The following is a 13,346-nucleotide window of genomic DNA, read 5'->3' as shown; positions in this document are numbered from 1 at the left end:
TAACACGAGCAATAGTGTCATGCCGAGGTATCCCGGATTCAAAAGGACGATATTGACGAAGCCAATCAAGCTTTATATGGCCGAAGTTTTCAATATCCTCCCAGCCTTCAGAGCCAGACATAACGGCACTAATAGCGAGTAAAAGAATATCGAGTAAATTATGTTTCTTACATCGTTCAATACGAGGGTCTGAGATGGAATCGAAGTATTTCAAAAAAGTAGCGCTCATTATTATCACCAAATAGCTAATTGTTAGTATATGGTGATCAGATCGCTAGTTGGAGGAAAAGTTCAATTTATAATGATCTTGCCGTGCCTGCCTGGTTAGGCTGGCGGCAATTTTTTTCATACAAAAGTCACTTTTTGCCAGGCCATGGAGCAGGATAACCGCTTCATTAGTTATTTTATCAGACGGATTCACTGTCATTTTCGCCTCCCTAACTTAACTGTAAAGCCAGCTTTTTAGCCTGGCTGAAATCCGTTTTACCAGCACCAAGCTTCGGGATCTGCTCTACTTCGAAACAGCGCTTCGGGATCATTAATGGATTACAGCCGGCGGCTGACATCTCCTGTTTTAGAGTCTGGCTGTCCAGCTCTCCTTGATGCAGTAAAATAATACTTTCACCTTTCTGAGCATCTGCAATATTTACCGCCACTAGTTCAATATCGTTATCACAGGCTTTAATAACCGCCTGCTCGACGGCGCTTAAACTGATCATCTCTCCGCCTAACTTTGCGAAGCGTGAGTAACGATCTAAAATCGTTAAGAAACCGTCGCTGTCCAAGCTGCCTTTATCACCCGATATATACCAGCGTTCACTATCTATCTGCTTAATCACCTGTGCTGTTTTTTCAGGGTTATTTAAATAACCAAGCATGACCTGTGCACCACCAATCAGCACTAATCCCGCTTCACCTGTTTGTAACTCTGCAAAGCTTTCCGGATCAACAATTTTAAAACTGCTGCCGGGTAACGGCATACCAACCGTGCCCTCTTTACCACCAATCTGTACCTGCCACTGCTGTTGATCTAACTGATCCGGCATATTAACACTGGCAACCGGAGTCGTTTCTGTAGTGCCGTACCCTTCTAAAATGCGCTTATTAAACTTGCTTTCAAAATCGACTTTGACTTGCGCATTAAGCTTTTCGGCTCCCGCTACAACAATACGCAGCGAATCAAACATTAACGGACTTACCTTTCTATTTTTTGCATATAAGCGTAAGAAGGTAGAAGTACCGCACATAATCGTCGCCTGATTTTTTGCTACTGCTTTACCAATGCCCACGGCATCAGTCGGATCGGCATGACAAACCAAAGGTAAACCTTCCACTAAAGGCAGGAACTGCGTTACCGTTAATCCAAAGGCATGAAATAACGGTAAAGAGCCCAGAACCACATCATTTTCTTGTGTATTTAAAACATCGGAAACCTGCTTTAAGTTAGCCATAATATTAGTGTGGCTTAACATTACCCCTTTCGGTGCTCCTTCACTGCCGCTTGAAAAGAGAATCGCGGCCGCCTGCTGAGAGTTTACTTTATTTACATAAAGCGCTTTTAACAGTCGCGCCGGTAAACATTTAACGAATAATAAACGGACTATTTTATGAGACGGTTTGACCTGCTTAAGTGTTTCTTCCAGATATTCAACCTGCACATCCTGTAAAACATCAGTTAAGTCGATACCGCGTTTGTGCAGTTTCTTTAAAAACAGCTTTGAAGTATAAACATGGGTTAATTTCGCTTGCTTCAAAGCATCAGCAATGGCATCCCGGCTGGCGGTATAGTTAAGGTTAACGATAGTTTTACCTGCAATAACCGCAGCCATATTGGCAATCACGCCGCCCGCACTGGTGGGTAATAACAGACCGACATTTTGTGTTTTACAGCTCTTTTTAATCAGTTTACTTAAGCTTATTGCACCAACCAGACTCTGCTGTGCAGAGAGTGTTGTTCCGGTACTGTCAGTTATTGATTTTTGAGTTCCTACACGCTTAACCGTATCAATCCATGCACTGCCGATATTCGGCAGTTCGGCGACATGTTTTTTCCAGGATAATACTGACAGATCAAATACCCGGCGTTTCACCTGCTCAGCACTGCTGTCTTTAGGCATATTTTCACCAAAAGCCACCACTAAATCACGGAACAAGCCCTGCCTGCGCACCTCTTTCAACTTGTCCGATGAACGGCTGAATTTACTGCCCCATAAGCCGCGGATATAAAAGGGTACAATGGCCAGCTCCTGCTCAGCTTGTTTACAAGCCAGCTCAAAACCACGTTTAAACTCAGCCAGATGACCATTGTGGCTGATCAGGCCTTCCGGAAATAACGCCACAACTTCACCTTTATCTAAAACAGCGGCTATTTGAGTTAGTGAACGTTTACTTGAAGCCGATGATTCAATTGGAATACAGCCTAACGCTTTAAAGAACCAGCATAGGTACCAGCGGGAAAATATTTTTTTGTCCATCACAAAACGTACCGGACGCGGACAGGCTATTTGTAAAACGGCCCAGTCAACCCAGCTGACATGGTTACCTAATAACAATACTCCGCCCTGCTCGGGAATATTTTTCATCCCCTGTACAGACACTTTATAATGGCGTGATATCGACCAGTTAAGCACAATACGCACTAAGCTCTGCGGTAGTTTATAAACAGTGTAAATACCGCCTGAAATCGCCACCAGCGCAGTAAAAGTCAGTAAAAAATGACTGTCAAAGCCGTAAAAAGAGAAGCACGCGGTGATCACTAAAAAGCTCGCCATACCGATATTCTGCACCCAGTTATTCAGCGCTAAGACCTTCCCCATCTCATCGCTTCCTGCATGGAACTGAATCAGTGCATTAAGCGGTACAATAAAAATTCCCCCCATCGTACCGACAGCAAAAAAACACAGTGCCTGTGCCGCAGATGACTGCATAAAGGGTAATAGCCATAATGCAGCAGCAATACCCGTTGCACCCAGCGGAATCAAACCAGTTTCAATATGATCTTTTGACCATCTCCCGGCCAGCCATGAACCAAGAGCAATACCGACACCTGTTGCCGCAATGGTAGCCTGAATAATTAAGGTATTGGTTACCGAGAAGTTGGCTTTAGCATATGCAGGAAAACTCGCTAATAACATCTGCCCGATTGACCAGAACATAGCTAAACCAATAATCGAAAGGCGGATCACTTTGCGTTCGATAAACGGACTCAAGCTTTCTTTCAAATAAGTACCGGCACGATACTTTTCCCAGTCAAATGACTTATCTACTTGTTTCTGTTCTAGATTTGGTAGTCGATAAGCCATCACTAACTCAATAACTGAATTGAGCACTAATAACCAGGCTAGCGGTGCCATGCTCTGCAGTATCAATGACGGGGTTGAAAATTCAGGCTGATATAGAGACTCAAATAACAGTGAATACACCAGAGTGCCCGCTAAAATAGCAACAATGGATACCGCCTGTACCAGTCCATTGGCTTGAGCCAGTTTCTCTTTACCAAACAGAGGTTTGATATAACCGTATTTAGCCGGTGAATAAAAGGTCGACTGTACTGCAAGTAAAAAAGTCATCGCAAAAGCAAACCAGAACAGGCCAAGGTAATAACAGACAGTAATCGCCAGTGTCAGAATAACAGCCGCCCAGGCACTGATCCGTATCACTCGGTTTTTAGGGTGTTTATCAGAAATAAAACCAGCGGGGGTCAGCAGTAGAATAAAAGGAATTAAGATTAAACCATTCACTAAAGCAGTCAGTAATACCTGCTGCTGTCCATCATAGGTTTTGAAGATAGTATTCTGAATGATTATCTTATGTCCTAAATCAACAAAGGCATTTAAGAAAACCGCAAAAACATAGGGCCAAGCACCTTTTATCTTAGCTAACTTATCCATTTAAAAACTCCGTGTATATTGATATTTGATAATGATTATGATGAGCTTCAAAAATGACGCAAGTGCCGTTTTAAAAGTCTATCTATCTGCACCAAAAGGTATTACATTTTGATACCTAATTAATTTTATGGTGTCACTATGTCGCAAACCAAGATTCTAATCGGTGCTTTGAAAGCGCAGTTAAAAGCCCACGGAAAAACCTATGATGATGTTGCAAAATATTTACAGCTTAGCCAGGCATCAGTTAAACGTTTGTTTAGCGAGGGAAATATAAGCCTGTCCCGATTAGAATCCATTTGTAATATGATTGACCTTCCGCTTGCGGATCTGGTTTTATCGATGACTATCGAACATAAAAAAATAGACAGCTTGTCATTATTACAGGAGCAGGAGATCGCCGATGATTTGTTACTGCTGCTTCTCACTGTCTGCGTTATCAACGGTTTTACTTTTGACGATCTGCTGCAGGAATATTCGCTGACAGAGCTGGAATGTATTCAGAAACTAGCAAAATTAGACAAACTGAAAATTATTGAGTTATTACCCGGCAACCGTTTCAAACTTAAAATCAGTACTAATTTTGCCTGGCTGCCCGACGGCCCCATTCAGCGCTTCTTTTTAAAACGCGTTCAGGAAGAGTTCTTTAACAGTCACTTCAAACAGCCCACAGAAAAACTGATCGTCATTAACGGATTATTGTCATTAAGCACCAATGCAGAGATTCAAAAGCAGATGCAGAAACTCAGCAGCAATTTTGCCGAATGCAGAAATGAAGACGCTTCATTAAAAATGAATCAAAAACACGGTACAACGATGGTACTGGCATTACGCCAGTGGGACTCCAGTTTGTTTGATGAGATCCGCAGAAAATCCTAATCAGCCTTATATACTGACCTCTTTGGTAGCGTATATTGCTACCTTTTCATTTGCACTTTACCTTATTCCAATACCTGCTTATAACTTAGCTGTCTTTAGCACCTAATGGAGAAAGGTATGAGAATTTCAAACTGCAAAGCAGGTATCGCATTCACTACATTATTATTAAGCAGCACAGTCAGCTACAGCGCCGGATTATTAAAACCCAGTAATGTCTCCTACCAGGATTTACAAATTAAAACACATGATGTGCATGTAATTGTTCAGGACGGTTATTCACGCACCGAAGTTGAACAGACATTTTTTAATCCTAATCAACAGGAGCTTGAAGCACTTTACTCCTTTCCTGTACCGCAAGGCGCCGCTGTTGGTGAGTTTACCTACTGGATTAACGGCCAGGCGGTAACCGCAGAAGTGGTAGAAAAAGGCCGGGCAAAACAGATTTATCAACAGCAGAAAGAAGCCGGTAATAACACCGCACTTGTAGAGCAGGACAGTTATAAAACTTTTGATGTCAGAGTCTTTCCTATAGCGGCTCAGGATCAGGTCAAAATACGCCTGGTTTATCTGCAGCAGGAGCAGATCGATACTGGTCTAGGCCGTTATGTTTATCCGCTTGAAGAAGGCGGTGTCGACGATGCTAAAGATAGTTTCTGGACTCGTAATGATACTGTCAAAGAACGCTTTTCTTTTACCATGGATATCCGCTCGAGCTATCCCTTAGACGGCGTACGTTTACCAGCTCATCCAAACGCGCAGTACACTCAGATAGATGACCAGCAGTGGCAGATTTCTATCGGAAGCAGTAACAACAATGAACAGGAAAACTTAAACTCGACACCTGAAAATAGCGTAAAGCTGGATAAAGATATTCTGGTTTACTGGCGCCACAAACCGGATTTACCCGGCAGTGTGGATTTAATCAGTTACCGTGAACCTGGTAAAAAGCAGGGTACCTTTAAACTGACCTTAACACCGGGTGATGACTTAGCGCTAAATCAGGGACAGCGAGACTGGATTTTTGTACTGGATAAATCCGGTTCAATGGCGGCTAAATACCAGACATTAATTGAAGGAGTGCGTCAGGCACTTGCTAAATTACCGGTAAATGATCGTTTCAGAATTATTACCTTTAATAACAAGGCACAGGATATCAGCTCTGGTTATCAGGCCGTTACTGCCGAGAATGTAGAAAACAGCCTTAATAAACTGCAGGCTACCGGGGTGAGCGGTGGTACCAACCTCTATTCAGGTATCGAAAAAGCGATAAAAAAACTAGATGCTGACAGGGCCAGTGCGATTGTACTGGTGAGTGACGGTGTTGCTAATGTCGGCATTACCGAGAAAAAATCTTTCTTAAAACTGCTGGATAAAAAAGATGTGCGTCTATATTCCTTTATTATGGGCAACAGCGCCAATCGGCCATTATTAGAGGGCATGAGTAATATATCTAACGGTTTCTACGCTTCAGTGTCTAACTCCGACGATCTGATGGGTCAGGTGATGTTAGCCACCAGCAAAATGACTCATCAGGCGATGCGTAATATTAAGTTAAATATTAACGGCATCAAAGTCAGTGAATTAAGCCATGAAAATTTCAACAGCCTATACCGTGGTCAGCAGCTGACCTTCTTTGGCCATTATTACGGACAGGGTGCTGCTGAAGTTGAACTCACAGGTAAAGTAAACGGTCAGAAAGTCAGTTATAAAACCGAAATTGATTTTAATAACGGGCAGACATTACATCCTGAGCTTGAACGTTTATGGGCATACAGCAAGATCAAACAGTTAGAAAAAGAAATGGATTATCTGGGAGAATCTGCCGACAGCAAACAGGCAATCCAGGAACTCGCGGTTGAATACGGTTTAGTGACTAACTACACCTCGTTATTAGTCGTAGAAGAACCTGTATTTGAACAGCTTGCAGTTAAACAAAACAATAAACAGCGGATAATAAAGGAGCGGGCGGCGCAGCAGCAGAAAAAACAGCAGCCGGTCACTGATAACCGTGCTGATCATAAGCAGCCTATGTTCAGCACACCTAAACCCAGCTTTGGTGGAGGCGGTGGTGCAGTGCACCCGTTATGGATGCTGCTGTTAGTTGTACTGAAACTACCGAGCCTGCTGCGAAAACAGTCTAAAGCGCCTTAATACTAAAACCCGCCACAAAGGAGACTTATCAGTCTCCTTTCTTAATTGATTTCTACAGCCGGAAAAACTTAAAACTAAAGTCAAAAATGATCTATTTGTCTTAAATTAATTTATTTCTGCTATTAAAAAGACATCACCATAAAAATAGGGGATAATCCGCGACTACTAAAAATCAGGCGTTCAATAAATAGACAATATTAACCCTGATAGAACCAATTAATGTTGCAGGAATCATTATATATGTCCCAAGTCGGCACGCTTTACATCGTATCTGCCCCAAGCGGCGCAGGAAAATCTAGCCTTATCAATGCTCTTTTGGCTGAAAAAAGAGACTGGACAGTGCAGGTTTCTGTATCTCACACCACTCGCGCACCACGCATAGGTGAAAGTAATGGCGAACATTACCATTTTGTAGATGTGGATAACTTTAAAAAGCTGATTGAAGACAATGCCTTTTTTGAATGGGCAGAAGTATTCGGCAACTATTACGGCACATCCCGCGTAACTATTGAACAGGCACTGGCACAGGGTATCGATGTCTTTTTAGATATTGACTGGCAGGGTGCACGTCAGGTGCGTGAAATGATGCCGCAGGCAAAAGGTATTTTTATTCTGCCGCCTAGCCGTAAAGAGCTGGAACAGCGTTTAAATAACCGCGGTCAGGACAGTGCAGAGATTATTGCAAAACGTATGGCACAGGCACAGTCTGAAATGTCTCATTATGATGAATATGATTATCTGATTGTTAATGATGACTTTGAAGTAGCAACCCAAGAGTTCTCTGCTATTGTTAAATCACTGCGAAATGCACAGGATAAACAGGCAGTCAGACATCAGGCAACCATTAAAGAATTGTTAGAACAACAATCTTAAGACGAAGTTGCTGGATCAAATCACATTTAGCACATATAATAAGCGCCCTTTTTTGTGTAATTAACTTTTTGGAGTTCAACAATGGCACGTGTAACCGTTGAAGATGCAGTAAATGTAGTCGGTAATCGTTTTGATCTTATCTTAATGGCATCTCGTCGAGCTCGTCAGCTTGCTACTCAAGGTAAAACGCCTTTAGTTGAGCCAGAAAATGATAAACCTACTGTTATCGCTTTACGTGAAATTGAAGAAAATCTAATCACTAATGAGTTGATGGATGTTCAAGATCGCCAAGAAAAGCATGAGAAACAAGCTGCTGAATTAGCTGCTGTTGCTGCAATTGCTGAAGGCCGCGGTTAATAACCGACCTTATTAAAGTATTTTAAGAAACGCCGACCATGCAGATGTTCGGCGTTTTTTTATATTCAATGAATATGGAGTTAACTTGTTGTGATGAGTTTATTATTACCTGCTCTGGCAATCATTGTCGGCTTTGCTCTGCTTATCTGGAGCGCTGATAAATTTGTTTTAGGCGCATCAAATACTGCACGCAGCTTTTCAATCTCTCCTCTGATTGTTGGTGTTGTGATTGTCGGCTTAGGAACTTCTGCTCCTGAAATGCTGGTCTCGGCGATGGCTGCTGCAGAAGGAAAAACGGGGTTATCAATCGGTAATGCAATCGGTTCAAACATTACCAATGTCGGTTTAATGCTTGGTCTGACCGCCATTTTTTATCCCCTGCAGATCCACTCGAAACTGCTCAAGCGGGAGATGCCGGTACTGCTGGCAATTATACTGTTTAGCTACTTTGTACTATGGGATCAACGCCTTGACTTTATTGATGGTCTAATTCTATCTTGCATGATGTTTGCCATGCTGGCCTTCACTGTTTATGAAGCTAAAAGCCACGGTGAAGATACGCTGCCGCAGGAAATTTTAGATGAGATGCCGGAAGAAGTCGGTAAAGGCGAAGCGCTGAAATGGTTAGTGGTCGGTATTGTTATTCTTATTGTTTCATCACGTGTGCTGGTCTGGGGCGCGGTTGAAGTTGCAGAATACTTTGGCGTCAGTGATCTGATTATAGGTCTGACTATTGTTGCTATTGGTACCAGTTTACCTGAGCTGGCGGCTACCGTTGCAGCTGCACGCAAGAAGGAATTTGATTTAGCCGTTGGTAATATTATCGGCTCTAATATCTTTAACATCTTAGGGGTAATGGCATTACCCGGCCTGATTCATCCCGACAAGTTTGATATTGAGGTATTAACCCGTGACTATCCGGTAATGATCTCCTTAACCTTAGCTTTGATATTATTTTCAATCGCATGGCGTAAAGGTAAAACAGGTCTCTTGGGACGCTTTGAAGGTGCTTTATTATTAGCGGCTTATATCGGTTATATGTTCTGGCTGTTTCAAGATATGCAGGCTTCTGCAGGAGTTTAAATTTAAGCTGATAAAAAAAGGCGCTATGGTGATTAACCCTAGCGCCTTTTTTATTATTACAAAGACTGCAGTTTTACTATCAAAAAGGCCCCGTGTTTAAACACGAGGCCCAATAGTTTGATAACTTGTTTAAAAAGTTACTTAGCGCTCAATACAGCTTCAGTGTTAACTGTTTCTTCCTGTTCAGTATCTAAAGCAGCAGAAGTCTTTTTATGCGTCAGGTAAAGTGGAACCGTGGTAAATAATAAACCGCCAACCAGGTTACCTAAAATGGTTGGAATAAGGTTGAAGTTCAACCAGGTCGCAACACCAAAATCAGCCCCTAAAATCATGCCTAGTGGAAACAGGAACATATTTACCACTGTATGCTCGAACACTAATACAAAGAAGATAAAAATAGGTAACCACATTGCTGCAACCTTGCCGCCAACAGAACGAGAAGTCATGCCGCCTACAACACCTAAGCACACCATTAGATTACAAAAGATAGCGCGAACAAAACAAGTGATCCAGCCGTCTGCACCCAGGTTTTCAAAACCAACAGTACGCGCCGTTGATACTGCAATAAATTTCTGCGCAACTGCGTTTGTATCGATTGTAAAGTTCATTGTTAGTGATACCGCAATCAAATAAGCCACAATCAGTGAACCAATAAGATTACCTAAACCAACCAGTCCCCAGCAGCGTAAAACACGCGGCCAGTCAATACCAGGGCGGTTTTCAAATTTAGCCAAAGGCGCTAAACCAAACACACCAGTCACCAGGTCATAACCCATCAGACTTAAAATACAAAAACCGACAGGGAAAACAAGTGCCCCGACAAGACCAACCCCAGTTTGAACGATTGCAGTAATTGCAACAACAACAGCAAGCGACAAGATAATGCCCGCCATTGTGCCGCGTAAAATAAGATCACGAGTACCAGTTTTTGTTTTCGCTTCGCCGACATCGATCATAGTTTGAACAAAGTCAGCAGGTTTAATGTAAGACATAATTACGTCCCTATAGGTTAAAGTTAAAGTTAAAAGTTAATAGTGAAAGGCTTCCTGCCGCTCATTTATCACAGTGTGTGATAGATAAAAAGCAGGAAGCATTTAAGCTATTAAATCTCAGTGTTTACAGGTGCACTTCAACAAAACCATCAGTGACACGGGCTTTATATGCTTCTACTGATACTTCACTGTTTTCCAAACATGAACCATCAAGCAGATTGAAACGTTGTTTTTTAAGCGGCGATGCCACCCATAACTGCTCCTGGTGCTGACAGATAAGACCGCGCGATAAAACATTTGCACGCGCAAACGGATCCATATTGTTAACTGCGTAAACCTGCTCTTCGTCACTTGGGCGGAAAATTGCAACTTGTTTTCCATCCACCAGCGCACATACGCCCGTTGCAGGGAAAATACTTTTCAGTTCACAAACTCTAATCCAGCTGCTCATTACGCTTCCTCCAGAGAAATATTGTATGTCGGGGCTTTTTCTTCAATAAATGCCGGACGTTTCTGATCGCGCTCAGGTGTAAATACAACATTATCATCCTGCAGATCACTATTAATAAAGTGTGCGAAACGCTGCAGCGACTCTTGATCTGAAAGTGTTGTTGTCCATTCACACTGGTAGCTTGCAATAGCCTGCGCCATCTCTTTTTCAAGCTGCTCATTGATACCGAGTTTATTGTCGACAATCACTTCTTTCAGGTAATCAATACCGCCGCTTAGATTCTGCAGCCAGACAGAAGTACGCGTTAATTTATCTGCAGTACGCACATAGAACATCATGAAGCGATCTAAGTATTTAATTAAGGTCTGTTTATCAAGGTCAGATGCAAGCAGCTCAGCATGCTGCGGTTTCATACCACCGTTACCACAAACATATAAGTTCCAGCCGGAATCGGTAGCGATAATGCCCACGTCTTTACCCTGAGCTTCAGCACACTCACGTGTACAGCCTGACACACCAAATTTCATCTTATGCGGAGTACGTAAGCCTTTGTAACGGTTTTCCAGCTCAACACCAAGGCCGACACTATCCTGTACACCGAAACGACACCAGGTGCTGCCGACACAGGTTTTCACCATACGCAGTGCTTTAGCATAAGCCTGCCCGGTTTCAAAACCCGCTTCAATTAACTGTGACCAGATATCCGGCAGGTCACTTTTATGTGCGCCAAACAGACCAATACGCTGTGCGCCGGTAATTTTGGTGTAAAGCTCATACTGCTCGGCAACTTTAGCCACCACAGCCAGACCTTTTGGTGTTACTTCACCACCAGCCATACGCGGAATAACCGAATAAGTGCCGTCCTTCTGCATATTGCCCAGGAAGATATCATTGGTATCCTGCAGACCGTTATTATCACTGCTTAAGATATAATCACTCCAGCAGGACGCTAGAATGGAACCGACAGTCGGTTTACACACTTCACAGCCGTAACCTTTACCGTATTTTTCTAATAGTTCTTTGAATGTTTTAATACCCTCGATACGGATCAAATGGAATAACTCCTGACGAGAATACTCAAAATGTTCACAAAGATGGTTTTTCACTTCCACACCCTGTTTCGCAAGTTCAGCATTTAAGACCTGAGTGATCAGTGGTACACAGCCTCCACAGCCGGTTCCGGCACCGGTTTCCATTTTTACTGCACCAATAGTCGTATGACCGGCAGCTACCGCATCAGCAATATCACTCTTCTTAACATCAAAACATGAACATACCTGCGCAGTTTCCGGCAGAGCATCAACACCTAAGCCACCTGTTTTAGCACCGGCATGTGCAGGTAGAATTAATGAATCAGGATGTTTAGGTAATTCAATATCATTAAGTGTGTATTGTAATAAATCGCTATAGCTTTCTGTATCACCTACCAGTACCGCACCTAATAAACGCTTACCGTCTTGTGAAACAATAATACGTTTATAAACAGAACTGTTTTCATCCAGGTAAACATAACTTTTACAGTCCGGAGTGCGCCCGTTGGCATCGCCAATACTGCCGACATCAACACCTAACAACTTTAATTTGGCGCTCATATCGGCGCCGCTGAACTCATTGTCACGTCCAAGAATGTTATCAACAGCGACTTTCGCCATGTTGTAACCCGGCGCCACTAAACCGAAAAATTTTTCATTCCAGGAAGCACATTCACCAATCGCATAAATATCAGGATCTGAAGTTTCACACTGGTTATTAATACTGATACCGCCACGGCGGGCTGTTGCTAGACCACACTGCTTGGCTAATTTATCCTGTGGACGAATACCCGTTGAGAAAACAATAAAATCAATCTCTAACTCACTACCATCTGCAAACTGCATGGTATTACGTGACTTTTCACCGCCTACAACGATCTCTTTAGTATTTTTACCGGTATGCACGTTAACACCGATACTTTCAATTTTCTGGCGTAACATCTGTCCGCCCTGCTGATCTAACTGCTCAGCCATTAATACCGGGGCAAATTCAATAACATGTGTTTCTACACCCAGTGCTTTAAGCGCGCCGGCCGCTTCTAAACCCAATAAACCGCCACCGACAACTACACCGTTTTTACTGCGGCGCGCAGTGGCCTCAATGGCATTTAGATCTTCAATCGTACGGTAAACAAAACAGTCTTTGCTCTCATTACCCTTAATATCCGGCACCCATGGGTAAGATCCTGTTGCCATCACTAATTTATCGTAATAAACCGCACGCCCCGTCTGCGAGTGGATCACTTTTTCCTGACGATTAATGGTTAATGCGCGCTCGCCGATTAAGACGTTAATATTATGCTTTTCATAAAAACCTTCTTTAACTAAAGAAAGTTCATCTGCGGTATGATGGGAAAAATATGAGGAAAGATGCACACGGTCATAAGCAACGCGAGGTTCTTCACAAAAAGCAGTGATTTCAAATTTATCCAGATCCGCTTTCTCGACAAAATCTTCGATAAAGCGATGGCCGACCATGCCGTTACCAATGATAACTAATTTTTGTTTGCTCATATTTTCCTCTAGGACTAAGTGAATTTTAATCGCGTGCAGGTTAACTAAAATCAACGTGATAGTCTTGATAAAAATCAATGAGAATTACATGTTCATTACAATTTCACACATATATAACCAAAAATAC

11 protein-coding genes are annotated in these 13,346 nt (G+C 42.6%); 5 read left to right on the top strand and 6 right to left on the bottom strand.

Annotation, left to right across the window (positions count from 1 at the left end):
* From G327_RS26685 to G327_RS0121300, 3 genes are all read right to left on the bottom strand, one after another.
* On the bottom strand, window positions 1–229 hold a 229-nt coding region (locus G327_RS26685; RefSeq protein ID WP_019615716.1), incomplete at its 3' end, for a transposase family protein.
* A gap of 45 nt (window positions 230–274) precedes the next feature.
* Window positions 275–427: a hypothetical protein gene (locus G327_RS26960; RefSeq protein WP_019616833.1), complete on the bottom strand. Its 153-nt coding sequence runs from the start codon at window positions 425–427 to the stop codon at window positions 275–277.
* 10 nt (window positions 428–437) lie between these two features.
* A complete protein-coding gene (locus G327_RS0121300; protein WP_019616832.1) occupies window positions 438–3,890 on the bottom strand; it encodes an acyl-[ACP]--phospholipid O-acyltransferase in 3,453 nt (1,150 codons plus the stop codon).
* 138 nt (window positions 3,891–4,028) lie between these two features.
* Between G327_RS0121300 and G327_RS0121295 the strand changes: the two genes are divergently transcribed.
* The 5 genes from G327_RS0121295 (at window position 4,029) to G327_RS0121275 (ending at window position 9,230) form a co-directional block, all read left to right on the top strand.
* Window positions 4,029–4,766, top strand: a complete 738-nt coding sequence (locus G327_RS0121295) for a helix-turn-helix domain-containing protein (RefSeq protein WP_019616831.1) — start codon at window positions 4,029–4,031, stop codon at window positions 4,764–4,766.
* 117 nt (window positions 4,767–4,883) lie between these two features.
* Window positions 4,884–6,917: a VIT and vWA domain-containing protein gene (locus G327_RS0121290; protein WP_019616830.1), complete on the top strand. Its 2,034-nt coding sequence runs from the start codon at window positions 4,884–4,886 to the stop codon at window positions 6,915–6,917.
* A 240-nt stretch (window positions 6,918–7,157) separates the two neighbouring features.
* Window positions 7,158–7,790 (top strand): guanylate kinase, encoded by a 633-nt coding sequence (gmk, locus tag G327_RS0121285; RefSeq protein WP_019616829.1) that lies wholly within the window; start codon window positions 7,158–7,160, stop codon window positions 7,788–7,790.
* Window positions 7,791–7,871: 81 nt separating this feature from the next.
* Window positions 7,872–8,147 carry a DNA-directed RNA polymerase subunit omega gene (gene rpoZ, locus G327_RS0121280; RefSeq protein ID WP_019616828.1) on the top strand — a complete coding sequence of 92 codons (276 nt, stop codon included), beginning with the start codon at window positions 7,872–7,874 and terminating at the stop codon, window positions 8,145–8,147.
* Between the two features lie 93 nt (window positions 8,148–8,240).
* Window positions 8,241–9,230, top strand: a complete 990-nt coding sequence (locus G327_RS0121275; RefSeq protein ID WP_019616827.1) for a calcium/sodium antiporter — start codon at window positions 8,241–8,243, stop codon at window positions 9,228–9,230.
* Between the two features lie 137 nt (window positions 9,231–9,367).
* Here G327_RS0121275 and G327_RS0121270 read toward each other — a convergent pair whose 3' ends face one another.
* The 3 genes from G327_RS0121270 to nirB form a co-directional block, all read right to left on the bottom strand.
* Window positions 9,368–10,222 (bottom strand): formate/nitrite transporter family protein, encoded by an 855-nt coding sequence (locus G327_RS0121270; RefSeq protein ID WP_019616826.1) that lies wholly within the window; start codon window positions 10,220–10,222, stop codon window positions 9,368–9,370.
* A 124-nt stretch (window positions 10,223–10,346) separates the two neighbouring features.
* Window positions 10,347–10,673 (bottom strand): nitrite reductase small subunit NirD, encoded by a 327-nt coding sequence (gene nirD / locus G327_RS0121265; protein WP_019616825.1) that lies wholly within the window; start codon window positions 10,671–10,673, stop codon window positions 10,347–10,349.
* Window positions 10,673–13,219, bottom strand: a complete 2,547-nt coding sequence (gene nirB, locus G327_RS0121260) for a nitrite reductase large subunit NirB (RefSeq protein WP_019616824.1) — start codon at window positions 13,217–13,219, stop codon at window positions 10,673–10,675. The genes nirD and nirB overlap by 1 nt, the downstream gene beginning before the upstream one ends.
* Window positions 13,220–13,346 lie beyond the last annotated feature (127 nt).

Source organism: Psychromonas ossibalaenae ATCC BAA-1528 (assembly GCF_000381745.1).
Lineage (GTDB): Bacteria > Pseudomonadota > Gammaproteobacteria > Enterobacterales > Psychromonadaceae > Psychromonas > Psychromonas ossibalaenae.
The sequence above is the reverse complement of the archived record's forward strand: the minus strand, read 5'-3'. Positions and strand labels throughout refer to the sequence as shown.

Coding starts and splice junctions, on each gene's coding strand:
- G327_RS26960 (WP_019616833.1), bottom strand. CDS start 427: ATGACAGTGAATCCGTCTGATAAAATAACTAATGAAGCGGTTATCCTG.
- G327_RS0121300 (WP_019616832.1), bottom strand. CDS start 3,890: ATGGATAAGTTAGCTAAGATAAAAGGTGCTTGGCCCTATGTTTTTGCG.
- G327_RS0121295 (WP_019616831.1), top strand. CDS start 4,029: ATGTCGCAAACCAAGATTCTAATCGGTGCTTTGAAAGCGCAGTTAAAA.
- G327_RS0121290 (WP_019616830.1), top strand. CDS start 4,884: ATGAGAATTTCAAACTGCAAAGCAGGTATCGCATTCACTACATTATTA.
- gmk (WP_019616829.1), top strand. CDS start 7,158: ATGTCCCAAGTCGGCACGCTTTACATCGTATCTGCCCCAAGCGGCGCA.
- rpoZ (WP_019616828.1), top strand. CDS start 7,872: ATGGCACGTGTAACCGTTGAAGATGCAGTAAATGTAGTCGGTAATCGT.
- G327_RS0121275 (WP_019616827.1), top strand. CDS start 8,241: ATGAGTTTATTATTACCTGCTCTGGCAATCATTGTCGGCTTTGCTCTG.
- G327_RS0121270 (WP_019616826.1), bottom strand. CDS start 10,222: ATGTCTTACATTAAACCTGCTGACTTTGTTCAAACTATGATCGATGTC.
- nirD (WP_019616825.1), bottom strand. CDS start 10,673: ATGAGCAGCTGGATTAGAGTTTGTGAACTGAAAAGTATTTTCCCTGCA.
- nirB (WP_019616824.1), bottom strand. CDS start 13,219: ATGAGCAAACAAAAATTAGTTATCATTGGTAACGGCATGGTCGGCCAT.